Here is a 24,189-nt window from a genome sequence, read left to right as displayed (position 1 = left end):
TACCCATGTCCCAGACCGACGCCACCTCGTTCGACTACATCCTTGCCGGCGGCACCGTCATCGACGGCACCAACTCGCCGGGCCGGCTTGCCGACGTCGGCGTGCGCGGCGACCGGATCGCCGCCGTCGGCGACCTGAGCGCCAGCAGCTCCCGCCGCCGCATCGACGTGGCGGGCAAGGTGGTGTCGCCGGGCTTCATCGACTCGCACACGCACGACGACAACTATCTGCTCAGGCATCGTGACATGACGCCCAAGATCTCGCAGGGCGTCACCACCGTGGTCACCGGCAACTGCGGCATCAGCCTGGCGCCGTTGGCGCATGCCAGCCCGCCCGCGCCGCTGGACCTGCTGGACGAGGGCGGCTCGTTCCGCTTCGGGCGCTTCTCCGACTACCTGGAAGCCTTGCGCGCCGCGCCGCCGGCCGTCAACGCCGCCTGCATGGTGGGTCATTCCACCCTGCGCGCCGCCGTCATGCCCGACCTGAAGCGGGAAGCCACGGCCGAAGAGATCCAGGCCATGCAGGCGCTGGCCGACGACGCTTTGGCCAGCGGCGCGATAGGCATCTCCACCGGCGCGTTCTACCCGCCCGCCGCCCATGCCAGCACCGAGGAAATCATCGAGGTCTGCCGCCCGCTGGGCACGCATGGCGGCGTCTACGCCACCCACATGCGCGATGAAGGCGAGCACATCGTGGAGGCGCTGGAAGAAACCTTCCGCATCGGCCGCGAACTGGACGTGCCGGTCGTGATTTCGCACCACAAGGTCATGGGCAAGCCCAACTTCGGCCGCTCCAAAGAGACGCTGGCCCTGATCGAGGCCGCCATGGCCAGCCAGGACGTGTCGCTGGACGCCTATCCCTACGTGGCCGGCTCCACCATGCTCAAGCAAGACCGCGTGCTGCTGGCGGGCCGCACGCTGATAACCTGGTGCAAGCCTTATCCCGAGCTGAGTGGACGCGGCCTGGAAGAAATCGCCGCCGAACGTGGCAAGTCCAAGTACGACGTGGTGCCGGAGCTGCAACCCGCCGGCGCCATCTACTTCATGATGGACGAGCCCGACGTGCAGCGCATCCTGGCGTTCGGCCCCACCATGATCGGGTCCGACGGCCTGCCCCACGACGAACGCCCCCATCCGCGCCTGTGGGGCACCTTCCCCCGCGTACTGGGCCACTATTCGCGCGACCTGGGCCTGTTCCCGCTGGAAACCGCGGTCTGGAAAATGACCGGCCTGACCGCCGCCAAGTTCGGCCTGGCCGAGCGCGGCCAGGTGTTGCCCGGCTACTACGCCGACCTGGTGGTCTTCGACCCCGCCACCGTGGCCGACTCGGCCACCTTCGAGCGCCCCACCGAGCGCGCCGCGGGCATCCACTCGGTCTACGTCAACGGCGCGCCCGTCTGGGTAGACCAGTCCTTCACCGGCCAGCACGCCGGCCGCGTCCTCAACCGGACGGCAGCCTGAGCCCCGCCAGCCCTTACAATCCGGCATACGCGGCGGGGCTTGCGGGCCCTGCCCCCAACCAACTCCTACCTGCCAGATCGCTACATGGCCCTACCCGGCACTACATCCCCGCCCGAGATCGTGGGCAAGGAAGAAATGGGCGCTCGCCTGCGGGCCGAGCGCAAGGCGCGCAAGATGACCTTGCAGGCGCTGTCCCGCGCCAGCGGCATCGCGGTGTCGACGCTGTCGAAAGCAGAGCTCGGGCAGATCGCCCTGAGCTACGAGAAATTCGCCGCGCTGGCGGGCGCGCTGGGCATAGACATGACCCGCATGTTCATGCTGCCGGACGCCTCGCAGGCCGCCGTCGCCCCCACCTTCGTCAAGAACAAGCTCAGCGACGCCCGCGACTACGTCACCGAGAACTACCACTACCGCCTGCTGATGGGCGAGTACCCCGGCAAGAAGATGACGCCCATGCTGGCGCTCATCGACTCGCGCAAGGTGGTCGAGTTCGAGGACTACATCCGGCATCCGGGCCAGGAATTCGCGGTGGTGCTGTCGGGCAAGGTCCGCATCCAGTTCGAAAACGGCGACAGCGTCGTGCTGGGCAAGCTGGAGACCGCCTACTTCGACAGCAGTATCGGCCATGTCTACCTGTCCATGAGCAGGAAGCCCGCGGAAGTGCTGGCGGTGTGCAGCGACGTGGGCGAGGTGCCGTCGCGGCTGAAACCGCCCGAATGATCCGTGATTTAGCGCTGCGCAGCCCCTAGCCCAGCAGTTCGGCGCTGTGCTCGCCCAGCCCGGGCGCCGCGCCCGCGGACGCTCTGGGGCTTGCGGAGAACCGCAGCGGCGTGGTCGCGCAAAGCAGTTCGCCTTCGGTCGGGTGCTCCACGGTCTCGAAGAAGCCCACGTCGGCCAGATGCGGGTCGCGCAACAGGTCATCCAGGCTGTTGGCCGGTCCCGCGGGAATGTCGTGCGCCAGGAACAGCGCCAGCCATTCTGCCGCGTCGCGTTCCAGCAGGCTGCGGCTGACTTCCTCATATAAGGGTTCGGCGTGGCGGATACGATCCCCCATGGTCAGGAACCGCGAGTCGGCGGCCAAATCGGGCCGACCCAGCAAGGCGAACAAGCGCTGCCACTGCCCGTCCGTGTTGGCCACCAGGCAGACATGGCCCTCGCGGGTCTTCAAGGGCCGGTGGTAGCGACTGAAGACCCGCTCATAGCCGCGCGGCGCGGCCGCCGTCTCCGAGCCGCTGAAGATGCTGTCGGCCAGATGTTCGACCAGATTGAAAGAGGCCATGGTTTCGAACATGGGAACCTCCACCTGCTGCCCTTTCCCGCTGGCGGCTCGCGCCACCAGCGCCGACGCGATGGCGCCCGCCAGATAGACGCCGCAGAGCTTGTCGGTGAACAGCATCGGAATGAAGCCCGGCTCGCCATACATCCTGGCATGCAGGCCGGACACGCCGCTCATGCCCTGGATCACGTCGTCGTAGGCAGGACGCTCGGCGTAGCGGCCGTCCTGGTGAAAACCGAGAGCCACGGCATAGACCAGCCGTGGATGACGCTGCGCCAGGCTGTCGTAGTCTATGCCCAGGCGCCTGGCGGCAGCGGGCCGCATGTTGTGCACGAAGACGTCGGCGCTGGCCAGCAATGTGTCCAGCCGCGCCACGTCGGCGGCATTTTTCAAGTCCAGGACCACGCTGCGCTTGCCGCGGTTCAGGTTCAGGAAGAACGATCCCATCCTGGCGTTGCGCGACTTGCCGACCATGCGCATCGGGTCGCCCTGCGGCGGCTCGATCTTGATCACATCGGCGCCCATGTCGGCAAGCAACTGGGTCGCCATCGGTCCAAACACGAAGTTACTGGCGTCTATGACGCGCATACCGGACAAAGGGCCTGTCATGCTCGTTCCTGATTAGGGGTTGCCCTGTTCGGGCCTGGAGTGGATTGGAGGGCTGCCGCCGGCGCGGACTGCTCGCGCGCCTCGCGCAACAGATCGCGTCCAATGATCAGATGCTGGACCTCGGTCGCGCCCTCGTAGATGCGCAGCGCCCGCACGTCGCGGTACAGCTGCTCCATGATGTGCCCGGTCCGCACGCCCAACCCGCCATGCATCTGCAAGGCGGCATCCACCACCTGCTGCGCATGCTCGGTGGCGGCCAGCTTTGCCATGGCCGCATCGCGTGACGAACCCTGCCCCGCATCGCGGGCCCAGGCGGCGCGATAGACCAGCAGCGCCGAGGCGTCGGTCTGGGTTGCCATCTGGCTCAGCCTGGCCTGGGTCAGCTGGAAATCGGCCAGCGTCTTGCCGAACATCTCGCGTTGCAGCGCATGCTGCGTGGCCTCTTGCAGCGCCCGGCGCGAAAAGCCCAGCGCCGCCGCGCCCACCGAGGTCCGGAAGATATCCAGCGTGCGCATCGCGAGCTTGAAGCCCTGCCCCAACTCGCCCAGCGATTGCCCGCCCGCGACACGGCAGGCGGTGAACTTCAGAGTGGCCAGCGGATGCGGGGATAGGACGTCGATGCGCTCCGCAATCTCCAGTCCCGGCGTATCCGCGTCCACGATGAAAGCCGATATCCCCTTGGCGCCTGCACTGCGCGGATCGCGCGCAAAGACGACATAGTGGTCGGCAATGCCGCCGTTGGAAATCCAGGTTTTCTCGCCGTCCAGGACATAGGCGTCGCCATCCTGCCTGGCCGCGCACGACAAGGCGCCCACGTCGGAACCCGCCTGCGCCTCCGACAGCGCGAACGCCGCAATGCGGCGACCTGCCCGGGCGGGAGCCAGATACCGTTGCCGCTGCGCGGGCGTACCGTCCAGCGCAATGGCGGCCGAACCCAGGCCTTGCATGGCGAACGCGAAATCCAACAGCGCGCCATGTTGCGCCAGCCGGTCGCGCAGCAGGCAGACCGCGCGCGTGTCGATGCGGGCGCTGGCGTCGAACGGGTCGGGCACGGCGTGAGCCAGCAGGCCCGCCTGGCCCATGCCGGCCACCAGGCGGCGGCATTGCTCGTCCATCTCCGCCCGGCTTTGCGGCGCGGTCCAGGCGGGCCTTGCCTCCAGCCAGGCGTCGGCCTGCCGCAGCAGGTCCCGATGCCGGGGCTCGAAGAACGGCCACGCGAGCGTAGCTTGCATGTTCATGGAGAAGCGTCCTGTCGTGTGGGCTGGGCGCTATTGCTTGGGGATGTTGGCGCTCTGGGCCGTGGCAATCTCAAGCTCGATCTCTTTCCTCTGGAACTTGGCCAGCGCGGCTGCGTCGCCAATGAAGGAGATGAAATTGCTCTGCGCCAGGAAGGCTTGCGTCTTGGGATCGGCGTAGATCTCCAGCAGCGCGTCCTGCAGGGTCTTCACGACCGGCGCGGGCGTCTTGGCCGGCGCGAACATTGCCCACCACGCCACCTTGAAGAAGTCCTTGTAGCCCAGTTCCTGCAAGGTAGGCACGTCCGGCGCGCTGGCCAATCGCTTATCGGTCGTCACGGCCAGCAAGCGCAGCTTGCCCGCCTGCACCAGGGCCTGCGCGCCGCTGTACTCAGCGATCACGAAGTCAACTTGCTTGCCCGCCAGATCATTCAAGGCCGGCCCCGCGCCCTTGTAGGAAATGCCGTTGGCGCTGGCCTGCGCCAGCGACAGGAACCATTCGCTGGCAATCTGGTAGGTGGCGCTGCCCGCCCCGTAGTTCAGCTTCTTCGGGTCCTTCCTGGCGGCCGCCACCAGGTCCGCGACCGTCTTGTAGGGCGAATCCTGGTAAACATAAAAGCCCATGGGCGCCTGCGCCAGCACCGCCACCGGCGCCAGATCGACCAAGGGGTCGTAGGGCAGCTTGGCGAATGCGGCGACGTTGGTCGCCACAGGCGCATTGGCCGCCAGCAGCAGCGTGTAGCCATCGGGCGCTGCCGACACGACGGCCTGGGTCGCGATGATGCCGCTAGCTCCGGGACGGTTCTCGGCGATCACGGGTTGCCCCAGCTTGGCCTCCAGCTGGCGGGCGGTGTAGCGCGCCAAGGTATCGGTGCCCGTGCCGGGAGGATACGGGACGATCAGCCGGATCGGCTTGTCGGGATAGGCGTGGCTGATCTGGGCGCCCAGCGCCAGCACGGCGCCTGCGAGCAAAGTGGTCAATCGCTTCATGTCTCCAACTCCTTTGTGTGCTCTGTTGTCTTTTGGAATTGCGGGCGCCAGCGTTTCGCGGTCAGGAAGATGACTGCGGATGCAAGGCGACCCGTCCGATGACCTCGCGGGAGGCCAGCGCGGCCAATGCAGCCGCGTATGCCTCCAACGGGTAGGTCTGCTGGGTGTAGGGTTTCAGCGCCCCTTCGACGACCCAATCGAACATCGTGGCGAAGGCGGCGCGCACCGCCGCCCTGCGCTCGGGCGGGACAGGCACCCTGCCCCAGCCCATGTAGTAGCCCCAATAGATGCCGATCGCGGTGGCGTTCTTGACCAGCAGGATGTTGGCGGGAATCTGCGGAATGTCACCGCCAGCGAATCCCATCGGAATCAAGCGTCCTTCAGGCGCGACACAACGCAACGACTCCTCGAACACCTTGCCGCCCACCGGATCGAAGATCACATCGGCGCCGCGCCCATCCGTCAGGGCCAGCACCGCGTCGCGGAAGCCGCCTTCCCGGTAGTTGTGCCCGTGGTCAGCACCGTGCGCCCGCGCCGCGTCGAGCTTGGCCTGGGTGCTGGCGCACGCGATCACGCGCGCGCCCAGCCGCTTGGCGATCTCGATGGCCGCCAGCCCGCTGCCGCCGCTGGCCCCGTGCACCAGCACCGTCTCGCCCGGCTGCAAATGCGCGCGCCAGCGCAGCGCGCCATAGGCCGTGGCGTAGATGGTTGGAAACTGTACGGCGCTATCGAAATCCACACCGTCGGGCAGAGCGAATGTCGTGTCGACCGGCGCCACCACTTCGCTGGCAAAGCCGCCCGACTGCACGCCCGCCACCACCCGGTCGCCCGGACGGAACAGCGTCACGCCCGGGGCGCATTCCCGCACGATGCCCGCCACCTCGGTGCCTGGCGTCAGGGGTAGCGGCGGCCGGTTCTGGTGCTTGCCCTGCAACACCAGCAGGTTGGCGAAACTGACGCCGCAGGAATGCACTTCGATGCGCACGCTGTCCGCCCGCAAAGGCGGCGCGGCGCAGGTCTCGACGCTGACTTGGCTGGGATCGTCCAGCCCGCGGCAGATGACGGCTCGCATGGTTCTCTCCTAATCGGCTTCGGGCAAGGCGCCATGGCGCCCCGCGCCCTGCTCGAAACGTTGTGCGCCAGCGCGCGCCTCCAGCTTGCGCGCGGCGGCGGCGTAGGCCATCTCCGCAGCCACCGCATCGCGCTCGGACAAGGCGATCTGGGCATAGGCCGATTGCCGGTCCGAGCGCATCGCGATCTGCGGGAATTGCGCCATCTGACGTGCCAACGCCTCGGCCTCGGCACGCGCTTGTCCATCCGGCACCACTCGGTTTACCAGCCCGAAGCGCTCGGCTTCCGGAGCCAGCACAATACGGGCGGTCAGCAACATGTCCAGGGCGCGGCTCATGCCTATCAGGCGTGGCAGCCGCACGGTCGTGCCATCGCTCATCGGCACGCCCCAACGGCGCGACAGTACGGCGAACGAGGCGCTTTCCTCCGCGACGCGCAGATCGCACCACAGCGCCACGCCCAACCCGCCCGCGCAGGCATGCCCCGCCACCGCCGCGATGACGGGCTTGGACAGCGGCGCATGCAAAGGGCCGTCCGGGCTGCCTGCCCAGGGCTCGTAGTCGGTGCCTCCCGCCAATTCCTTCAGATCAGCGCCTGAGCAGAAGGCGCCGCCGGCGCCGCACAGCACGGCCACCCGGGCCTGTTCGTCCGCATCGAATTCGCGCAGCGCTCGCGCCAGTTCGGAGGCCGCCTCGCGATCCAACGCATTGCGCACCTCGGGCCGGTTGATGATTACCGTGGTCACAAAACCGGCGCGTTCCACCAGGATTTTCGGAGCCATGAATCGCTGTCGTCCTGTAGTTTGAATAATACCAAGCAGTATTAAAATGATTAGAAAAAAAGCCGCGCGGAACGGTCCGTTCGCGCGGCCCGGCTTTACTGCGGATGCGGCAACAAGGCGCTGACCGCAAAGCCGGCCAGTTCGCTGGCAACGCGCTCGCGGTCCTTGGCGGTTTCGTTCTTGCGCGGGTGATACCAGCGCGAAGTCCAGTTCAAAGCCCCCAGCAGCGGCTTGACCAGCAGCTTGGCGTCCATGGCGCGGAAATCGCCGCACTGCACGCCTTCCTCGATTACACGCATATACAAGGCTTCATTCGCCGCCCGCAACTTGAGGATTTCCTCCAGTTCGGCACGTTCGGACGCGGTGGTGCGCCCCGTCAGATGCAGTTCCAACCCTTGCGCCGCGACGCGCAGGTAGGCCAGATGCTCCATCATCAGCACGGTATGGTCATGCGCCATCTTCCGCAGCTTGACGGCCGGCCGTTCGGCCGACAGCGCATGCGGCTCGATCGCTTCGCGGGTCAGTTCCATCGCGCGCCGCTGCACGGCGAAGAACAGCGCCGACTTATTGCGGTAGTAGTAATAGATGATGCCTTTGGTCGCACCGTAGGCTACGCTGATGTCGTCCAGCGACGCCGCTGAAAAGCCCAGGTTCATGAACACGGACGCGGCCGCATCGAGAATGGCGAGCCGCTTCTCGATCCCTTCCGTGCTGTCTATCAGGCTGGGCCGTCCCATAATGTCCTTGCTGTGGCGGAAATAAACGCGAAATTCTACCCTCAGGCCTGCCGGCCGGCGCCCGCGAACTCATCGCGGACCGCCTGCGTATGGGCGCCTATGGCGGGCACTTCGCCCAGGCGGCGCGGCTCGCCCCGGATCTGGACTGGCGGCGCCACGATGGACGCCACCCCGTGCGCGGTGCGTACCTCCGAGCGGCGCAGGTGCGGATGCGCCGACAATTCCTTGACGCCGTTGACTGACGCATAGGCAATCTTCGCCAGCGTCAGACGCCGCCGCAATTCCTCCAGCGCCACCGTACTCAGCAGAGCTTCGATTGCGGCTTTCAATTCCTCGGCATGCAGCACGCGGTCGCGATTGCTGCGGTAGCGCTCGTCGTCGACCCATTCGGGCTTCAGCAGCACATCGCAAGCGAAGCGGCGCCATTCGCCGTCGTTCTGCACGCCGATCAGGAGCGACTGGCCGCCCTGGCAGGCGAAGGCGCCATAGGGAGCGATGGTCGGATGTCCGAGGCCTACGCGCGGCCACACCGTGCCGGCGTAGTCGTAGTGCAGCAGGGGCACGGTCATCCAGTCGGCCATGGCGTCGAACAACGACACGTGCAGGGCGCTGCCCTGCCCTGTCCGCTCGCGCTGCAACAGCGCCTCCAGGATGGCCGCGTGCGCATACATGCCGGTGCCGATATCGCAGGCGGATATGCCCACTCTGCCCGGGGCCTCCGGCGTGCCGGTCACCGACGCGATGCCCGATTCGGCCTGCACCAGCAGGTCGTAGGCGCGCATCTCCGCATAGGGGCCCGACTCGCCATAGCCCGTGATGTCGCAGGTAATCAGCCGGGGATTGGCGGCCCGCATTTCCTTCCAGCCGAAGCCGGCGCGTTCCGCCGCGCCCGGGCCCAGGTTCTGGATCAGCACGTCAGCCTGCAAGATCAGCGTGCGCAGCAGCGCCAGATCCTCAGGCTGCGAGAAATCGAGAACGATTGATTCCTTGCCCCGATTGAGCCAGACGAAATATGTGCTGTCGCCCATGACCGCCCCGTCATAGCCGCGCGCGAAATCGCCGGCCGCGCGTTCGATCTTGATGACGCGCGCGCCGGCATCAGCCAGCCGCGACGAGGCATACGGCGCTGCGGCTGCCTGCTCCACAGCGATCACCAGCAGACCTTCCAGGGGCAATGCCATTTTTGTCTCCGATCCAGCATTCGTTTTTTTAATGCTACCGCGTAGTATTAGAACTGACAAGCCCCGGCTCCGGCCGCGCCTGGAACGTGGCGGAGCATTGGCATATGGCTGTCACACTCGCGGGCGATACTGCCGTTCGGATATCCGCCAGCCCGCCTGACTTCCAGGAACGCGCCGGATATTCATATAAAAGGTAATTCGTTGGCCGCCGCCCCTGGCCGCCTTACGATAGCTGGCATCGACTGGGCCTGGCGCCCGCAGGAATGCTCCACATGCAACGCTTGATATCCCCCATCCTTACCCGCCGTCCGGTGCTGCTGGCCGGTCCGCTCAGCGCGCGCCGCTACGACGCCGCGGTTTCCCTCAACGCCCACCGCGAAGCCCGCAGGCTGCGCGAATCGGCCCAGCGCATCCTGGCCGTTTCCGCCCGCTACATGTTGCCAGGCGCTTGACCCTGTCCCCAAAAACTGCACCGAACACCCCAGCCTGACCCTTCCCCCAAGACACGCAACGCCCGCCGCCGCCTTCATGCAGCCCCTCCCACCGCCACCTGCGGTAGGATTGCCGATTCGGCCCGAAACCGGGCCAGGCAGAACAGGAGTCATGCATGGAGAAGGTGGTAATCGTGGGCGGCGGCCACGCGGCGGCGCAATTGTGCGCCAGCCTGATAGAAGGCGGCTTTCCCGGCAGCCTGACGCTGGTGTGCGAAGAGGCCTCGCTGCCCTACCACCGGCCGCCGCTCTCCAAGACCTACATCAAGGATCCGGAAGCTCCGATCCAGCTGCTGCGCGCCGAGGCGGTCTACGCCGACGCCGGCGTGCAAGTCCTGCTGGCGGACCCCGCGGTCGGCATTGACCGCGACGCGCGCCGGCTGACGCTGGCTTCAGGCAAGCAACTCGACTATGACGCACTGGTGCTGGCCACCGGCACACGCGCGCGGCGCCTGCCCGACGTGCCCGACGAACTGCAGAACCTGATCTACCTGCGCAACGCCGACGACGCCGCGCGCCTGCGCGCCGCGATCGCGGATGCGCCTTCGGTCACGGTCGTGGGCGGTGGCTTCATCGGCCTGGAAATCGCCGCGACGGCTGGCGCCCTGGGCCGCCCGGTCACCGTCTTCGAATCCGCGCCGCGCCTGCTGGCGCGCTCCGTATCGCCCGAAGCCTCGGAACACGTCGCCCGCGTGCTGCACGATTCCGGCGTCGACCTGCGCCTATCCTCCGACCTGCAACACATCCGCACGGAAAACGGCCGCGTGCGCAGCGTCGTGGTCAATGACGTGGAACATCCCGTGGACCTGCTGGTCGCCGGCATCGGCGCGGTACCGGAGATCACGCTGGCGCAAGCCGCCGGCCTGGACTGCCTGAACGGCATCGTGGTCGACGGACTGATGCAGACCTCGGCGCCGGGCATCTACGCCATCGGCGACTGCACGTCCTTTCCGTATGCGCGCTGGGGCAAGACCTTGCGGCTGGAATCGGTGCAGAACGCCAACGACCAGGCCCGCACCCTGGCCGGCGTCCTGCTCGGCACGAAGACGCCGTATCACGCCCTGCCCTGGTTCTGGTCCGATCAAGGCGCTTTGCGCCTGCAGATCGCCGGCCTGGCGCCGCCGGATACCGAACGCGTCCTGCGTCCGGGCGCCAAGCCCGGCAGCTTCTCGATTCTGCACTTCGCCGACGGCCATCTGGTCTGCGTCGAATCGATCAACGCGCCAATGGACCACCTGGCCGCGCGCAAGCTGCTGGAACTGGGGCTGAACCTGCCCCGTGACGTGCTGGCCGACCCGGCCGTACCACTCAAGAGCCACTACTGAAGCGGACAGGGATGATCCGGGCCGCCGCGCCTCAGATGAAGCCGGCGGCGCGGAACATGCGCTCGTAGATCTGGCGCAGGACCGCCTCCTTGCGCTTGTTGTACTCCATGACCTGCATCACCCCGGCCGCCGCCTCGCGCTTGGCCTGGGCGTACAGATCGCGGTCGGCATCATGCTGGCGCAGCCAGTCGCGGAACATCCGGTGCCGGATGTTCTCGGGGCAATCCGGACCAAACACGTGCAGGTTCACGCGCGGAGCGGCCAACTGCAGCAGGCGGTGCTGGTGCCAGGACGGCTCCCGCAAGACCAGCAGATAACCCGCCGCCTCCAGGGCGGGGACATAAGCGTCCTCCTGCACGGGGTCGGCTACCGTCAGATCGATATCTATCACCGGCTTGGCCGGCAGGCCCGGCACCGCCGTCGAACCCATATGCTCGACCGCCAGCGCGACCGGTCCCAACGCCTCGCGCACCTGCGACTCAAGCCGGCCATAGCGGACCGGCCAATCGGGGTCATAGGGTACGACCGCGACCAGTTCCGGCGCAGGCTTGCCCCGAACCCAGGGATCCTCGTCCGGGTCCGCGTCGTAGTGCCGCATGATTTCTTCGGGCGTGGGCGCGCGCCGGTTTCCTGCCAGTTTCAATTGCCGAAAGCGCGGCGCAGGCGCTCCAGTTCGGCGATGTTCAGGCGCTTGGCTTCCGCTTCGGCGTAGTTGCGTTCGCCTGATTCGTACGCGCCTTTATAGATGCACTTGCTGCGCTTCGCACACTCGCCTTCGGCGCGGGCGGTGGCGGAATACGATTTGGAACCTTGATCCGAAGTCTTGGGACCGCTCGAAGAGCAGCCGGCCATCAGCACAGCCGCAAAAAGCGCCACACCCCAGCGGCTCAACATTTGAATGGACATTTCCTGGCCCTACAGAAAAGCTGTAGCCGACTTTATAGCAGGCTCTTGAATTCAGGGTTCCACGGGCAATTGCTTCGAAACGTTGCCGGCCGCCAGGTGCGAGCCGCGTCGTGATTTGTAAGCGGATCAAATCGTCAGATACTGCGTCAACTTCTCCAGCATGGCGTCGCAGGCCTCCAGCTGCGAAAGCTCGACGTACTCATCGGCCTTGTGCGCCACCTCGATGCTGCCAGGCCCACAGATCAGCACCGAGGTTTGCGCCCATAGCTGCTGGAACAGCCCGCCTTCGGTACCGAAGGCGGCCTTGGTGAGCGGCGTGTCTGGCGGCAGCCATGAGGCCAGCAGCGCGACGGCCGCCGAATCGTCCGCCGTGGCAAGGCCAGGATAGCTGTTGACCAGCTCGATCCGAGGCGGGGCGGCATCCGCCCGCGCGCCCGCGGCGCGCATTTTCGCCCTGGTCAACTCCAGCACCCGCGCCAGGATCCGATTCGGGTCATCCTGCGCGACGTTGCGGATCTCGAAATTGACTTCGCATTCCGCCGGCACGATGTTGAGCGCCGTGCCGCCCTTGATGGTGCCTGCATGCACCGTCGTGTACGGCACGTCATAGCCGGCTTCGCGCGGACCGTGTTCGGCAAGGTCCTGCTGCACGTCACGCAGCGCGCCGATCAGATCGCTGGCCGTATGGATGGCATTGACGAAAAACGGCGCCAGCCCGGAGTGGCCCGCCTGGCCGCAGCACATGGCCCGATAGGCCGCCTTGCCTTTGTTGCCGGTGCCGATCTTCATCAGCGTGGGCTCGCCCACCACGCAGAGCAGCGGAGCCGGCTTCATGTGTTCCAGCGCGCGCAGCAGATGGCGCACCCCTACGCAGCCGATTTCCTCATCGAACGAAAGCGCCAGATGCAAGGGCCGCGCAAGAGGCTGATGGGCCGCGCGGATCATGGCCATCACGGCGCAGGCGACGAAGCCCTTCATGTCCGCGCTGCCCCGCCCATAGATGCGCCCATCGCGCACGGTCGCCTCGAAGGGCGGCGAGGTCCAGGGCTGGCCTGCCACGGGGACCACGTCGGTGTGGCCGGAGAGCAGGATGCCGGGTACATCCAAGGGGCCGACGGACGCGAACAGATTGCTCCGCCGGGCGTCTTGCGGGTCCGCCGCCAGCGTGGACGCGATGCCGGCCTGCGCCAGCAGCTCCCGCACGCGCTCGATCAGTTCGATATTGGGCGTCAACGTGACGGATTGAAACGCGAGCAGCTCGCGCAATAGGTCTGGACTGTTGTCGGGGGTCGGTGTGCTCATGGCATGGACCTGCAGGAGGCGGACGGCGCACGAGCGCGCCGCCGGTTCATTTGCTTTCAGGAGGCACGTACGGGTCGAAGAAACTGCCTTCGCTCATGCCTGGAATGTACTGATCGGAGATATAGGCGCGGCAGCGCTGCATGAACACCTCCGTCAGGCGCGACGGTTTCATCGGCTTGTAAGTGGTGAGGCCCAGCAGCATGGGGCGGTGTTCACCCACCAGGCGCAGCCGCACCAGCCTCTTGCCATCCAGCGCTTGCGTGGACTTCGGCCGCACGTTGAACAAGGCATAGCCGATTCCGTTGGCGACCATGGACCGCACCACTTCCTCCGAGCGTGAGCGCGCCACGATGTTCGGCTCCAGGCCGAACTTCGCGAATAGCGACATGAAGTAATCGCGGCTCAAGGGCAGGTCCAGCAACACCATGGGCAGGCGGGCCAGCTCTTCCAGCGTCACCGCGATCTGCTGCGACAGCGGATGCAGTTCGCTGACCACCACATGCGGCGGCAGGCGCGCTAGCGCCTCGAACGATATTTCGTCGCCCAGTCTCAGGTCGTAACTCAGCGCAACGTCGATCTCCAGCGAGTGCAGCTTGTCGATCAGCAACTGCTGGTCGCCTTCGGTCATATGCAGCTCGACTTTGGCGAATGCCCGTGAAAATCCGAAGATCACCTCGGGCGCGATCATGGCCGTGAGCGACTGGAAGCAGCCCACGCGCAAGGTGCCCTGGATGGCATTGCTGGAAACCGACGCGATCTTGTAGAGACGCGACGCGCGCTCGAGCAGGTCTTCGCATTCGCTCATGACCTGCTGGCCGAGCACCGTCAGGGCCAGGCCCTTGGACGGATGCCGCACGAACAACTGCACGTCCAGCTCGGTTTCGACATGCGCGATGGCGGCCGAAATCGAAGGCGCCGAGATGTGGATCTGGCTGGATGCCGCGGCGATACTGCCATGCTTGGCCGTGGCAACGAAGTACTCCATCTGGCGCAGCGAAATGCGATTGAGCATAGTCCGAAATGAGAAAACTGGAGCAGGCTGGAGGGAGGTGGCGTTCCGCCTTGCGGGCCGCCACCGTGGCCCGGCGCTGGCATCAGCCGCACCGAGCAAAAGTGTATCCACTATGCCCGGATAAGGGGGCATGGCGCTCCTCGGGTTTTCTCGCACTAGCCGGCTGGCGCAAGCGGTCACAGATTGCCTGGCACGCCGAAACTCGGCGCGGCGCGCGGGTCCCTGGCGCGGGTGATGTAATCCTGGATCTGCGGCTCGTAGACCTTCCAGGCCTCGTAAAGCGTTTCGACTGGACATTGCTCCACCCAGTCCATGCGCAGGTCGACGATGGGCCAGTCCAGGTCCGCCACCACCAGCAGCCCGGCCGAATGCACCGGCCCCTCTTCGCCGCCAGCAGCCTGGCCCGCCAACATGGCCTGCATCAGGCGCTCGGCCAGCGCGCCCGACGCTTGCTCGAATGCCGCCAGCATGGCGGCGGGTACATCCAGCGACGCCAGCATATTGCCGGCGCACGCGGCGTGCTCGCCCTGCGCGCTGGCCAGCCGGCCCAACGCGTTCGCGCCCGTGAAGATGGCCGGCGCCTGCGTGGCGTCGATCGCCATCAATTGCCGGTAGCTGATAAAGGGGCGTTCGGCCAGGACTTGCAAGGCGCGCTGGGGCGAGTGGCCCTGGCCCATTGCATCAAGGATGAGCGGCCCCAGGGCGGGATCGGTGATGTTCTGGCTGACCGCCGCGCCCACTCCCGCTCGCGCGCGGATGCAGCGCGCCGCGACCGCGGGCGAAGAGGACGAAACGGCCGCGCCGAATTGGCCGGTGGCCGGACAGCGGGCAATAATGGAGAAAGTCATGACCTGGGCCTCCTGTGGCGTCAATCCGGAATAACGGCAGTCGCGTCGATTTCCACCAGCCATTCGGGACGCGCCAGCGCCGATACCACGATGCCGGTGGATACCGGGAACACGCCCTTGAGCCATTTTCCGACCACGCGATAGACCTCCTCGCGATAACGGGGGTCGATGATGTAGATCGTGATCTTGCAGATGTCCTGCAGTTCGCCGCCGGCCTCCTTGAGCAACATGTCGATGTTCTTCATCGCCTGCTCGGTCTGGCCTGCGGCATCGCCGATGCAGACGCTCTCGGACGTGTCCAGGTTCTGGCCGATCTGCCCGCGCAAGAAGACCGTACTGCCGCGCGCGACGACGGCCTGGCACAGATCGTTGTCGAGTTTCTGTTCGGGGTAGGTCGCCTTGGTATTGAAGGTGCGTATGCGCTTATGCTTCATGGCTCGTATCAGTATTAGGGTTTATCCGGAGACCCCACGCCTGCCTGGCTAACAGCATGGCCCAAGGCCTTGACCTGCCCGCTGATGGTCTGCCCAAGCGGGGCCGCAGCCTATTTGTTTTTTCTGGTGTCCCGTCTCGGAAATCCTGACGCGGGCGACGCTCGCGACGATGAGCCTCACCATGCCTTCGGGGGCCTCGCCAGGCCATCAGGAAAATCTATTCATGCCAACGGAAAAGGCGACTTGGTCCCTCGGATCGTCTCTCTCATTATTGGCTTTCGCTGGCGCGGCCGGTGCGGCAGTCGCGGCGATGCCCGGCCCCGGATCGATGACCGACGCCATCTGAAGCAACCTCCCCTTACAGAGGATCCGGATGAACACCGCCTCAACTCCCGCGCAAGCCGCCTATCCCCGATTCCGCTACGACGGCTCTGGCGACCTTGCCCGCATCGGCCTGATCTACATCGCCTCCAGCGTCGTGATGGAAGAAGAAATGTGGGCCATGTCCGCCCGCGGCGTGTCCACCCATACGGCGCGCATCAAGCTGCCCAAGGTCACCGTGCAGGGCATCGAGGAGATGATGAACGCCCCCGAGCTCGAACAGGCCGCTCGCCTGGCCGGCGCCGCCCCGATCGACGTGCTGCTGTTCGGCGGGACCAGCGCCTCCTTTCTGCATGGCACGGCCTACGACCAGGCTCTGATCCAGAAGCTGCGGCAGTGGGTGCCGGGGCCGATGATCACCACGGCCTCCACCGCCACGCTCGCAGCATTGAAGAAGGTCAAGGCCGGCAAGGTTGCGCTGGCCACGCCCTATCTCCCGGAGATCCACGAGCGCGCCATCCGCTTCCTGCAGGAAAACGGCCACGAGGTCGTCAAGAGCGCCTGCCTCGGCATCTCGGATGACCACGCGCTGGCCGAGGTATCGCTGGAGAAAGTCTACGACCACGTGCTCTCGGTCGACCACCCCGACGCGACGGCCATCTTCGTCTCGTGCACCAACTTCAGGACCGTCGGGGCCATCGAGGCGCTGGAGCAGAAGCTCGGCAAGCCGGTGATCTCGGCCATCCAGGCCTCGTTCTGGCACTGCCTGGATCTCACCGGCGCGGCAGGCGCCAAGCCCGGCTACGGGTCGCTGTTCAACGCCAACCTGTCCAGGGACAACACGATGTAAGCACTTCGCCGAAGTGCATGACCAATAAACAAGGGGAATAAAAATGCATCTTCAAAAAACCATCACGGTGCTGACGCTCGCGGGCGCCTCGCTGTTCGCCCTGGCGCCCGCCCAGGCCGAGAAACTGGTGCTGGGCAACGAGGGGAGCTATCCGCCGTTCAGCATGGTCGACCCCTCGGGCCGCCTGACGGGCTTCGAACCCGATCTGGCGCGCGAGATGTGCAAGCGGATGAAAGCCGATTGCGAAATCGTGGTGATGGACTTCAAGGCCCTGATCCCGGCGCTGCTGCAGAAGAAGCTGGATGCCGTGGTCAGCCAGACCAAACCGTTGCCGGAGCGCAAGGAAAAAGTACTGTTCGGACGTCCGGTGCTGTTCAACCCGGACTCCTATGTGGTGCCAGAAGCGAAGAACTACACCTTCACGCCTGAAGGCCTCAAAGGTGTGCGCATCGGCCTGCAACGCGGATCGGCGCAAGCCAAGTACGTGGGCGAGACATTCGGCAACGCGGTGCAGATCGTGTTCTACGACAACCCCGACCAGATCCGGCTCGACCTGGCCAATGGCCGGCTGGATATGAGTCTCGGCCCCAAGATCAGCTGGACCAACGAGTTCCTGTCCAAGCCCCAGGGCAAGGGCTGGAAATTCGCCGGCGGCGACCTGTGGACCGGCGGCGGCGAAGCCGGCTCAAGCTGGATCGCCCGCAAGGACAGCGGCGAACTGCTCAACCGCATGAGCGCCACGGTCGACGCCATCATCAAGGACTGCACCTTCACCAAGCTGCGCAAACCCTACATGGAAGTGGAGCTCCTGCCCGAAGAGGCGGCCTGCCGCTAGCCGGATCCGCGCACACCGCCAGGGCCGTCCGGCGTCAGACCGCCGGGGCCTGGGCGGAATTCTTCATATGCTTGCAAGGACTGCCTCATGCCTTCGATGGGTTTCGTGCAGCAACTCGCGACCGGCGCGCTGATGACGATCCAGGTCGCCGTCTGCGCCTATCTGCTGGCGCTCGCAATTGGAACGTTCTTTGCCCTGATCACGCTGCGGCCAACACTGCTGGCCAGGATCATCTGGATTCCGTACGCCTCCATCTTCACGGGCGTGCCCTCGCTGCTGGTCGGCTTCCTGTTCTACTACGGCGGCTCGGAGATTGTCGCCAGCCTGCTCGCGCCGTTCGGCGTCGGCCAGCGTGTCGAGATCACGCCCTTCATGGCCGCGGTGGCGGCGCTGGGCATGGTCTACGGCGCCTACCTGGCCGACCTGATACGCAGCGCGATCCAGAACGTGCCCCACGGACAGTTCGAAGCCGCACGGGTGCTGCTGGTGCCGCGCACCACCATCTGGCTGAAGGTGATCCTGCCGCAGATGCTGCGCCTGGCCCTGCCCGGCATGACCAATATGTGGATCGTCGTGCTCAAGGACACCGCCCTCATTTCCCTGATCGGCCTGAAGGAAATCATGGCCTACGCCAAGCTCGCGTCCGGCGTGACCAAGGAACCCTTCGTCTACTACCTGCTCGCCGCCGCCTTCTTCCTCATGATGACCTGGCTCACCTATTACGTGGCCCGCCGCGTCGAAACATGGGCGGCGCGCGGCTTCCATCCCGTCGTGACCAAGGGAGCCTCGCATGCACTTTGACTTCCAGGTAGCCTGGGACAGCTTGCCCAAATTGCTGGCGGGCGCCGGCACCACATTCGCCGTGCTGCTGCCTGTGCTGGTCATCGGCCTGCTGCTGGCGCTGCCGGTCGCCCTGGCGAGCTTCCGGCCAGGCCCGCGCGCCCTCTTCGCCAGCAGCTACATCGGCTTCTTCCGCGGCGTGCCCAGCCTGGTGCTGCTGTATCTGATCTACAGCGGACTGCCCCAGTTCTCCATCGTGCGCGACACCTTTCTTTGGAACGTCTTTTCCAACGCCTATGTCTGCGCGTGGCTGGGCCTGGCACTGACCCACTCGGGCTTCATGGCCGAGATCATCCGTGGCGGGCTGGCGGCGATTCCCAAGGGCACCATCGAAGCCGCACAGACCCTGGGCCTGAAGCCTGCGCAAATCCTGTTCCGCCTGCGCATCCCTCTGGTCGCGCGCTACGTGCTGCGCGCCTATCAGAATGAGTTGCTGATCATGGTGAAGAGCACGGCGGCCGTCAGCGCCATCACGCTGGTCGACCTTACCGCGGCCGCCAACACCGTATTCGACTATACCTATGACCCGTTCACGCCCTTGATCACGGCGGCGGCCATTTATTGGTGCATCACCAACAGCATACGTCTTGGGTTCTCGATCGCGGATCGCAGGCTGAACCGCTATCTCGTCAGAATCTGAACCGCCCCGGCCGACCGTCCACCAGAGCGCGAATCATCATGACTGCCATCCTGTCCAGCATCACGCCGCCTTACTCCTCCGCCCTTGCCGACTGCGCGCCCGCGGTATCCATCTCGGGATTGAACAAGTTCTACGGCGCCTTCCACGCCCTGCGGGATATCCACCTCGAGGTGTCCAATGGCGAAATCGTCGTCCTTTGCGGGCCTTCCGGATCCGGAAAGTCATCGCTCATCCGCTGCATCAACCATCTGGAGCAGCATGACTCCGGCGACATCCACGTCAATGGCACCGCGCTGACCCGCCACCCCCAGGACGTGGAAAAAGTCCGGTGCCAATTGGGCATGGTGTTCCAGAACTTCAATCTTTTTCCGCACATGACGGTGCTGGCCAATTGCACCTTCGCGTTGAAGGTCGCCTTGAAGATGTCCACGCCCGAGGCCGAACAGACGGCACGCGAGTACCTCGCCAAGGTCAATGTGATCGAACAGGCCGACAAGTATCCGATCCAGCTTTCTGGCGGACAGCAGCAGCGCGTGGCCATCGCCCGCGCCCTTTGCCTGCGTCCGCGCATCATGCTTTTCGACGAACCGACATCGGCGCTCGATCCGGAGTCGGTCGGCTCCGTATTGCGCATCATGGAGGACCTGGCGCAGACCGGGATCACCATGATCTGCGTCACCCACGAGATCGGCTTCGCCCGCAAAGTCGCTGACCGCTGCGTCTTCATGGAGCGGGGCGAAATCATCGAGACGGCGCCCGCCGAACAGTTCTTTGCCTCGCCCAGGAGCGAGCGCCTGAGGAATTTCCTGGAGCAGGTTTTGTAGTCGGCCACATAGACAAGGGGTTGTCATGATCAAAAGACTCATTTGCGCGGGCATGCTTGCCGGCGCGGCTCTCGCCGGCACGGCGCAAGCGCAGGATGCCCTGGTGGTAAGCACCTGGGGCGGAAGCTTCCGCGATCTCATCGACGAGAGCATCGGCAAGGAGTTCACACGGCAGACCGGCGTGCCGGTGAAGTACATCACGGGCGGCACCATAGACCGCCTGAACAAAGCCAAACTCGCCACCAAGCCGGAAAGCGACATCACCTTCACCACGTCGCACATCGGCTGGCTTTATGTCAATGCCGGCCTGTACGAGAAGCTCGACCTGAGCAAGATTCCCAATTACTCGCACCTGGTCGACCGGGCCAGGATCAGCCCGTACCACATCGGCAGCTGGGCGTATGTGTACACCATCGGCTATCGCCCCGACCTGATTCCACCCGGCATCACCTTCAACAGCTGGAACGACCTCTGGAATCCGGCGCTGAAAAACAAGCTGTCGGCGCCGGATTTCGATCCCAGCCACATCATCGACATTTCAGCCTTGCTCTCTGGCGGCGACGCCCGCACTTGGGAAAAAGGCCAGGACAAGCTCAAGGCCCTGAAACCCAACTTCAAGGCCTTCTACACCAACGACGCCAACAGCCAGCAACTGATCGCCGCCGGCGAGACGCCGGTGCAGATCGTGCTGTCCATGAATGCGTACTACATGATCGGCCAAGGCGTGCCGATCAAGGTGGCAATGCCCAAGGAAGGCGCGGTGCTGGGCGTGGACACCATGGCCATCATGAAAGGCAGCGCCAAAACCGACCTGGCCTATAAGTTCATGAACATCGCGCTGTCGCCAGAGGTGCAGGCCAAGATCGTGGCCGCCAAGAAAGCCAGCCCGGTGGTCGACGACGCCAAGGTCTCGCCCGAAGACGCCGCGCTTCCTGGCGTATTCACGACCAAGCAGCAATGGGATACCCAGGCCATCGTCATCGACGACAAGCTGCGCGCCGAGAAGACCGCCGAGTGGCGCAAGTGGTTCACCGAGAACATCATGAACTGATTGCCGGACGCCGCGGCCTCACGGTCCGCGGCCTCTCCTCGTTCTCACCGTACACGATGGATGGGTACACCATGGATGCGCGTTCCACACTGAGGGGATGGCTGATCTCCCCGGCAAGCTTCATCGCGCTGTGCATCTGCGTCGCCATGGCGGCCGTGCTGCAGTACAGCTTGCGCACCTTCATTCCCGGCTCCTTGGATGTCGGCGGCCTGACGCTGAATAACTTCTCGGGCCTGGGCAAGCAGATCTATCTCGATGCCTTTACCAACACCCTGCGCCTGAGCGTCGAAACCACGGTCTGCTCCCTGCTCGTGGCCTATCCGCTGGCGTACGCCCTGGTCAGGGTACGCAACCGCTACATCAAGTCTTTCATCCTGATCGTTTCCATCACGCCGCTCTTCCTGGGCGAAATCGTGCGCACCTATTCCTGGATCATCGTGCTGGGCAGCACGGGATTCATCAATTCGATGCTGCTCAAGCTGGGCATGATAGACACGCCGCTGACGCTGATGTTCAGCCACCTCGGCGTGCTGGTGGCGCTGGTGCATGTCACCATCCCCGTGGTCGTGTTGATGCTGGCCACCGCCATCTCGCACATCGACCGCGATTACGAAAAGGCCGCCGAAAGCCTGGGCGCGGGGCCGGTGCGCACCTTCCTGACCATTACCCTGCCGCTGTCCATGCCAGGCATCCTGGCCAGCATCACTACGTCCTTCGCCTGGACCTTCAGCGCCTTCGCCACGCCGCAGATGATAGGCGGGGGCCGCGTGCCGACCGTCTCCACGCTGGTCTACCAGTTGGGATTCTCATCCATGAACTTTCCCTTGGCGGCCAGCCTGAGCGTCATGGGCCTGGGCCTGACGGCGATCTCGCTAATGCTGCTCGGCCGCGTCACGCGCCGCCTCAAGGCCATCGGAGGACACTGACATGAGTATCCGCAAATCCCTGCCCCTGTGGCTGCGAGTCGGGGCGCCCGTCCTGATCACGCTCATCCTTGCCTTCGTGCTGCTGCCGGTCGTGGTGGTGGTGCTGGCCTCGTTCAATGACAAGGCCTTGCTCACCTTTCCGCCGCAGGCCTGGTCCTGGCGCTGGTTCGAGCGCGTGTTCACCTACTCCGATTTCCGTGACGGCTTTCACGCCAGCATGGTAGTTACGCTCTGGTCATCGGTGCTGGCGCTGATCATCGGGACCGGCCTGGCGATCGCGGTAAAGCGCATGGCGTTCCCCGGCAAGAACATCCTGCAAGCCATCCTGCTTTCGCCGCTGGTGATTCCGCATTTCACGGTGGGGCTGGGCCTGCTGATCCTGGCGGCGCAGCTGAACGTGGACCGCGGCTACGGCATTGTGATCCTGTGCCACGTCATGCTCGTCCTGCCTTTCGTGCTGCGCAGCGTCTATGTTTCGATGGAGAACCTGGATGAGCGCCTGGAGCAGAGCGCCGCCAGCCTGGGCGCCTCGCCGGTGCGGGTGCTGTTCACGATCACGGTGCCCTTGCTGGCGCCCGGTCTGTTCGGCGGGTGGCTGTTCGCGGCCATCATGTCGTTCAGCGAGTTCACCGCGTCGCTGTTCGTGACCACCCAGAACACGCAGACCCTGCCGGTGACCATGTACAACTATGTGCGCGAGTTCGCCGATCCGACCCTGGCCGCGCTGTCGGTGGTGTACATCGTGGTGACCGCCACCCTGTTGATCTTCGCCAATCGCTTCCTGGGGCTGGGCAGGATCCTCAATATCGAGGACAACCACTAGAGAGTTCTGGGTGGAATGTTGCCGATTGGCTTTGTGAGGTCAGGTTCTTGGGCCGCCGGCGTCCGGACTGCGGGATTCCGATGCTCGCCCCGGTGGGGCTGCGCTTCGGATCCCTCCGCCCGGCCACCGACTCACGCTATCTGCCCATGAACGGGGTCCAAAACCAACGCATTGGGCGACTGCCAGCCGAGGACCCCGGAGCCATCCGAAGCGCAGCCCCATCGGGGCGAGCATCGGAATGGCGCAGGGCAGCCTCGGCGGCTAAAGAACCCTGACATCCGCAAGCTCAAAGCGCTGCCGCTCCTCACTTCGGTTCTGTGAGGTAGGGTTCTTGAGTCGCCGGCGTCCGGACTGCGGGATTCCGAAGCGCAGCCCCACCGGGGCGAGCATCGGAATGGCGCAGGGCAGCCTCGGCGGCTAAAGAACCCTGACCTCCGCAAGGCCCAACCTCAATAGCCGCGCGCGGGATCGACGCGATTGGCGGGCTCCAGGCCCTGGCTGACGCGCAGTATGTTGTCGACAATCTGTCCGGCGGCCGATGCTGGAATGGCCACCGAAGCCAGGTGCGGCGTGATCAGCACGTTGTCCATCGCCCAGAGCGGGTCGCCAGCTGGCAGGGGCTCGCGCTCGAACACGTCCAGCGTCGCGCCGCCCAGATGACCGCTGCGCAGCAGATCGGTAAGGGCGGCCTGGTCCACCAGCGCGCCCCGGGCCACATTGATCAGGGCCGCTCCGCGGGGCAGACGCTGCAAGCGCTCGCGATCCAGCAGGCCGCGAGTCTGCGGCGTCAGCGGAAGCATCACCACCAGTATGTCGGCGTGCGACAGCACCGTGTCCAGCGATTCCATGCCGCTGTGGCACTCGACGCCCTCGATGTTGCGCGGACTGCGCGACCAGCCCAGCACCGTCAGCCCCTGGCGGCGCAGCTCCTGCGCCGCGCAGGCGCCCAGCTCGCCCAGGCCCAGTACCGCCACGCGCACGTCCTCGGGCGAACGCGGATGGCGGTAGGCCCACTCGCCCCGGCGCTGCGCCGCTTCGAAATATGGAATGTCGCGCGCATAGCGCAACGCGGCGAACAGCACGTAGCCCGCCATCATGCGCGCCATATTGGGATCGGTGATGCGGGTGATGGGCACGCCGGCCGGCAGGTCCTCGCGGCCCACCAGCGAATCCACGCCCGCGCCCAGATTCACGATAAGGCGCAGGTTCTTCATGCGATCGAAGAAGCCCTGCGGCGCCTTCCAGGCCAGCGCGTAATGGATGCTGGCCGGATCATGCGCTTCGCTGCCATGCACCATGCGCAGGTCCGGCAGGCGCGCCTGCATGGCGTCGCGCCAGGCCGTGTAGTCGTCGAATTCGCTGTAGAAGATCATGGCGCCCGACACGGTGGGGCGGGAGGATGCATGCATGGGCGGTCTACC

Annotated in this window: 26 protein-coding genes; 12 read left to right on the top strand and 14 right to left on the bottom strand. The window is 65.4% G+C overall.

All coding sequences use genetic code 11. The features are described 5' to 3' along the window. Positions 1-5: 5 nt before the first annotated feature. Positions 6-1,460, top strand: a complete 1,455-nt coding sequence (locus AC6LKD_RS20480; protein ID WP_498117299.1) for an N-acyl-D-amino-acid deacylase family protein — start codon at positions 6-8, stop codon at positions 1,458-1,460. Positions 1,461-1,544: 84 nt separating this feature from the next. Beyond that, positions 1,545-2,180: a helix-turn-helix domain-containing protein gene (locus AC6LKD_RS20475; RefSeq protein ID WP_041652551.1), complete on the top strand. Its 636-nt coding sequence runs from the start codon at positions 1,545-1,547 to the stop codon at positions 2,178-2,180. A gap of 25 nt (positions 2,181-2,205) precedes the next feature. On the opposite strand, the gene AC6LKD_RS20470 is transcribed toward AC6LKD_RS20475, so the two are convergent. From AC6LKD_RS20470 to AC6LKD_RS20440, 7 genes are all read right to left on the bottom strand, one after another. Continuing rightward, positions 2,206-3,345 carry a CaiB/BaiF CoA transferase family protein gene (locus tag AC6LKD_RS20470; protein ID WP_498117298.1) on the bottom strand — a complete coding sequence of 380 codons (1,140 nt, stop codon included), beginning with the start codon at positions 3,343-3,345 and terminating at the stop codon, positions 2,206-2,208. Further along, positions 3,342-4,583, bottom strand: coding sequence for an acyl-CoA dehydrogenase family protein (locus AC6LKD_RS20465; RefSeq protein ID WP_498117297.1), 1,242 nt, complete (start codon positions 4,581-4,583; stop codon positions 3,342-3,344). Before AC6LKD_RS20465 ends, AC6LKD_RS20470 begins: the two co-directional genes overlap by 4 nt. Positions 4,584-4,613: 30 nt before the next feature. After that, the gene (locus AC6LKD_RS20460; RefSeq protein ID WP_498117296.1) at positions 4,614-5,570 is read right to left on the bottom strand and encodes a Bug family tripartite tricarboxylate transporter substrate binding protein; all 957 of its coding nucleotides are present in this window, start codon (positions 5,568-5,570) and stop codon (positions 4,614-4,616) included. Between the two features lie 61 nt (positions 5,571-5,631). Then, positions 5,632-6,642 carry an NADPH:quinone oxidoreductase family protein gene (locus AC6LKD_RS20455; RefSeq protein WP_498117295.1) on the bottom strand — a complete coding sequence of 337 codons (1,011 nt, stop codon included), beginning with the start codon at positions 6,640-6,642 and terminating at the stop codon, positions 5,632-5,634. Positions 6,643-6,651: 9 nt separating this feature from the next. After that, on the bottom strand, positions 6,652-7,422 hold the full coding sequence (locus AC6LKD_RS20450; RefSeq protein ID WP_013391986.1) for a crotonase/enoyl-CoA hydratase family protein: 771 nt from the start codon (positions 7,420-7,422) through the stop codon (positions 6,652-6,654). A 95-nt stretch (positions 7,423-7,517) separates the two neighbouring features. Continuing rightward, positions 7,518-8,159 (bottom strand): TetR-type transcription factor C-terminal domain-containing protein, encoded by a 642-nt coding sequence (locus AC6LKD_RS20445; RefSeq protein ID WP_013391985.1) that lies wholly within the window; start codon positions 8,157-8,159, stop codon positions 7,518-7,520. Positions 8,160-8,200: 41 nt separating this feature from the next. After that, entirely contained in the window at positions 8,201-9,340 is a 1,140-nt protein-coding gene (locus AC6LKD_RS20440) for a CaiB/BaiF CoA transferase family protein (RefSeq protein ID WP_175213885.1), read from the bottom strand. A gap of 272 nt (positions 9,341-9,612) precedes the next feature. On the opposite strand from AC6LKD_RS20440, the gene AC6LKD_RS20435 reads away from it, so the two are divergent. Together AC6LKD_RS20435 and AC6LKD_RS20430 are read left to right on the top strand one after the other, a co-directional pair. Continuing rightward, positions 9,613-9,792, top strand: coding sequence for a hypothetical protein (locus tag AC6LKD_RS20435; protein ID WP_498117294.1), 180 nt, complete (start codon positions 9,613-9,615; stop codon positions 9,790-9,792). A gap of 155 nt (positions 9,793-9,947) precedes the next feature. After that, the gene (locus AC6LKD_RS20430; RefSeq protein WP_498117293.1) at positions 9,948-11,156 is read left to right on the top strand and encodes an NAD(P)/FAD-dependent oxidoreductase; all 1,209 of its coding nucleotides are present in this window, start codon (positions 9,948-9,950) and stop codon (positions 11,154-11,156) included. Positions 11,157-11,187: 31 nt separating this feature from the next. Here AC6LKD_RS20430 and AC6LKD_RS20425 read toward each other — a convergent pair whose 3' ends face one another. The 6 genes from AC6LKD_RS20425 to AC6LKD_RS20400 form a co-directional block, all read right to left on the bottom strand. Further along, the gene (locus AC6LKD_RS20425; protein WP_498117292.1) at positions 11,188-11,754 is read right to left on the bottom strand and encodes a GrpB family protein; all 567 of its coding nucleotides are present in this window, start codon (positions 11,752-11,754) and stop codon (positions 11,188-11,190) included. Positions 11,755-11,795: 41 nt separating this feature from the next. Continuing rightward, entirely contained in the window at positions 11,796-12,062 is a 267-nt protein-coding gene (locus tag AC6LKD_RS20420; RefSeq protein ID WP_498117291.1) for a hypothetical protein, read from the bottom strand. Positions 12,063-12,188: 126 nt separating this feature from the next. Then, positions 12,189-13,364 carry an acetylornithine deacetylase gene (gene argE / locus AC6LKD_RS20415; RefSeq protein WP_498117290.1) on the bottom strand — a complete coding sequence of 392 codons (1,176 nt, stop codon included), beginning with the start codon at positions 13,362-13,364 and terminating at the stop codon, positions 12,189-12,191. 46 nt (positions 13,365-13,410) lie between these two features. After that, positions 13,411-14,376, bottom strand: a complete 966-nt coding sequence (locus AC6LKD_RS20410; RefSeq protein ID WP_498117289.1) for a LysR substrate-binding domain-containing protein — start codon at positions 14,374-14,376, stop codon at positions 13,411-13,413. 176 nt (positions 14,377-14,552) lie between these two features. Then, the gene (locus AC6LKD_RS20405; protein WP_498117288.1) at positions 14,553-15,224 is read right to left on the bottom strand and encodes a DUF1028 domain-containing protein; all 672 of its coding nucleotides are present in this window, start codon (positions 15,222-15,224) and stop codon (positions 14,553-14,555) included. Between the two features lie 20 nt (positions 15,225-15,244). Then, positions 15,245-15,658 carry a RidA family protein gene (locus AC6LKD_RS20400; protein WP_013391976.1) on the bottom strand — a complete coding sequence of 138 codons (414 nt, stop codon included), beginning with the start codon at positions 15,656-15,658 and terminating at the stop codon, positions 15,245-15,247. 373 nt (positions 15,659-16,031) lie between these two features. Here AC6LKD_RS20400 and AC6LKD_RS20395 point away from each other — a divergent pair, with 373 nt between their 5' ends. The 8 genes from AC6LKD_RS20395 to AC6LKD_RS20360 all read left to right on the top strand — a co-directional run bounded on the left by AC6LKD_RS20395 (position 16,032) and on the right by AC6LKD_RS20360 (position 22,768). Next, positions 16,032-16,829, top strand: a complete 798-nt coding sequence (locus AC6LKD_RS20395; protein WP_013391975.1) for a maleate cis-trans isomerase family protein — start codon at positions 16,032-16,034, stop codon at positions 16,827-16,829. A 43-nt stretch (positions 16,830-16,872) separates the two neighbouring features. After that, positions 16,873-17,664, top strand: coding sequence for a transporter substrate-binding domain-containing protein (locus tag AC6LKD_RS20390; RefSeq protein ID WP_013391974.1), 792 nt, complete (start codon positions 16,873-16,875; stop codon positions 17,662-17,664). 87 nt (positions 17,665-17,751) lie between these two features. Further along, the gene (locus tag AC6LKD_RS20385) at positions 17,752-18,465 is read left to right on the top strand and encodes an ABC transporter permease (RefSeq protein WP_332012208.1); all 714 of its coding nucleotides are present in this window, start codon (positions 17,752-17,754) and stop codon (positions 18,463-18,465) included. Beyond that, positions 18,455-19,144: an ABC transporter permease gene (locus AC6LKD_RS20380; RefSeq protein ID WP_013391972.1), complete on the top strand. Its 690-nt coding sequence runs from the start codon at positions 18,455-18,457 to the stop codon at positions 19,142-19,144. The genes AC6LKD_RS20385 and AC6LKD_RS20380 overlap by 11 nt, the downstream gene beginning before the upstream one ends. Positions 19,145-19,182: 38 nt before the next feature. After that, positions 19,183-19,968, top strand: coding sequence for an amino acid ABC transporter ATP-binding protein (locus AC6LKD_RS20375; protein ID WP_498117287.1), 786 nt, complete (start codon positions 19,183-19,185; stop codon positions 19,966-19,968). A gap of 25 nt (positions 19,969-19,993) precedes the next feature. Then, entirely contained in the window at positions 19,994-21,019 is a 1,026-nt protein-coding gene (locus AC6LKD_RS20370) for an ABC transporter substrate-binding protein (protein WP_013391970.1), read from the top strand. Positions 21,020-21,090: 71 nt separating this feature from the next. Then, positions 21,091-21,945: an ABC transporter permease gene (locus AC6LKD_RS20365; protein WP_013391969.1), complete on the top strand. Its 855-nt coding sequence runs from the start codon at positions 21,091-21,093 to the stop codon at positions 21,943-21,945. A 1-nt stretch (position 21,946) separates the two neighbouring features. Beyond that, positions 21,947-22,768 carry an ABC transporter permease gene (locus AC6LKD_RS20360; RefSeq protein ID WP_013391968.1) on the top strand — a complete coding sequence of 274 codons (822 nt, stop codon included), beginning with the start codon at positions 21,947-21,949 and terminating at the stop codon, positions 22,766-22,768. Positions 22,769-23,217: 449 nt separating this feature from the next. Here the strand turns inward: AC6LKD_RS20360 and AC6LKD_RS20355 are convergent, their stop codons facing one another. Beyond that, complete coding sequence (locus tag AC6LKD_RS20355) at positions 23,218-24,177, bottom strand: 2-hydroxyacid dehydrogenase (protein ID WP_498117285.1); 960 nt, start codon at positions 24,175-24,177, stop codon at positions 23,218-23,220. Positions 24,178-24,189: the final 12 nt, after the last annotated feature.

It is taken from the genome of Achromobacter sp. D7-1 (genome assembly GCF_059760445.1).
This window is presented reverse-complemented; position numbering and strand designations above follow the sequence as displayed.

Bases quoted from the DNA above. Each gene is read 5' to 3' on its own strand.
- AC6LKD_RS20355 (WP_498117285.1), bottom strand. From the start codon at position 24,177: ATGCATGCATCCTCCCGCCCCACCGTGTCGGGCGCCATGATCTTCTAC.
- AC6LKD_RS20395 (WP_013391975.1), top strand. From the start codon at position 16,032: ATGAACACCGCCTCAACTCCCGCGCAAGCCGCCTATCCCCGATTCCGC.
- AC6LKD_RS20380 (WP_013391972.1), top strand. From the start codon at position 18,455: ATGCACTTTGACTTCCAGGTAGCCTGGGACAGCTTGCCCAAATTGCTG.
- AC6LKD_RS20370 (WP_013391970.1), top strand. From the start codon at position 19,994: ATGATCAAAAGACTCATTTGCGCGGGCATGCTTGCCGGCGCGGCTCTC.
- AC6LKD_RS20400 (WP_013391976.1), bottom strand. From the start codon at position 15,658: ATGAAGCATAAGCGCATACGCACCTTCAATACCAAGGCGACCTACCCC.
- AC6LKD_RS20420 (WP_498117291.1), bottom strand. From the start codon at position 12,062: ATGTCCATTCAAATGTTGAGCCGCTGGGGTGTGGCGCTTTTTGCGGCT.
- AC6LKD_RS20465 (WP_498117297.1), bottom strand. From the start codon at position 4,583: ATGAACATGCAAGCTACGCTCGCGTGGCCGTTCTTCGAGCCCCGGCAT.
- AC6LKD_RS20385 (WP_332012208.1), top strand. From the start codon at position 17,752: ATGCCTTCGATGGGTTTCGTGCAGCAACTCGCGACCGGCGCGCTGATG.
- AC6LKD_RS20440 (WP_175213885.1), bottom strand. From the start codon at position 9,340: ATGGCATTGCCCCTGGAAGGTCTGCTGGTGATCGCTGTGGAGCAGGCA.
- AC6LKD_RS20405 (WP_498117288.1), bottom strand. From the start codon at position 15,224: ATGACTTTCTCCATTATTGCCCGCTGTCCGGCCACCGGCCAATTCGGC.
- AC6LKD_RS20470 (WP_498117298.1), bottom strand. From the start codon at position 3,345: ATGACAGGCCCTTTGTCCGGTATGCGCGTCATAGACGCCAGTAACTTC.
- AC6LKD_RS20460 (WP_498117296.1), bottom strand. From the start codon at position 5,570: ATGAAGCGATTGACCACTTTGCTCGCAGGCGCCGTGCTGGCGCTGGGC.
- AC6LKD_RS20455 (WP_498117295.1), bottom strand. From the start codon at position 6,642: ATGCGAGCCGTCATCTGCCGCGGGCTGGACGATCCCAGCCAAGTCAGC.
- AC6LKD_RS20360 (WP_013391968.1), top strand. From the start codon at position 21,947: ATGAGTATCCGCAAATCCCTGCCCCTGTGGCTGCGAGTCGGGGCGCCC.
- AC6LKD_RS20430 (WP_498117293.1), top strand. From the start codon at position 9,948: ATGGAGAAGGTGGTAATCGTGGGCGGCGGCCACGCGGCGGCGCAATTG.
- AC6LKD_RS20390 (WP_013391974.1), top strand. From the start codon at position 16,873: ATGCATCTTCAAAAAACCATCACGGTGCTGACGCTCGCGGGCGCCTCG.
- AC6LKD_RS20475 (WP_041652551.1), top strand. From the start codon at position 1,545: ATGGCCCTACCCGGCACTACATCCCCGCCCGAGATCGTGGGCAAGGAA.
- argE (WP_498117290.1), bottom strand. From the start codon at position 13,364: ATGAGCACACCGACCCCCGACAACAGTCCAGACCTATTGCGCGAGCTG.
- AC6LKD_RS20480 (WP_498117299.1), top strand. From the start codon at position 6: ATGTCCCAGACCGACGCCACCTCGTTCGACTACATCCTTGCCGGCGGC.
- AC6LKD_RS20445 (WP_013391985.1), bottom strand. From the start codon at position 8,159: ATGGGACGGCCCAGCCTGATAGACAGCACGGAAGGGATCGAGAAGCGG.
- AC6LKD_RS20450 (WP_013391986.1), bottom strand. From the start codon at position 7,422: ATGGCTCCGAAAATCCTGGTGGAACGCGCCGGTTTTGTGACCACGGTA.
- AC6LKD_RS20435 (WP_498117294.1), top strand. From the start codon at position 9,613: ATGCAACGCTTGATATCCCCCATCCTTACCCGCCGTCCGGTGCTGCTG.
- AC6LKD_RS20365 (WP_013391969.1), top strand. From the start codon at position 21,091: ATGGATGCGCGTTCCACACTGAGGGGATGGCTGATCTCCCCGGCAAGC.
- AC6LKD_RS20410 (WP_498117289.1), bottom strand. From the start codon at position 14,376: ATGCTCAATCGCATTTCGCTGCGCCAGATGGAGTACTTCGTTGCCACG.
- AC6LKD_RS20375 (WP_498117287.1), top strand. From the start codon at position 19,183: ATGACTGCCATCCTGTCCAGCATCACGCCGCCTTACTCCTCCGCCCTT.
- AC6LKD_RS20425 (WP_498117292.1), bottom strand. From the start codon at position 11,754: ATGCGGCACTACGACGCGGACCCGGACGAGGATCCCTGGGTTCGGGGC.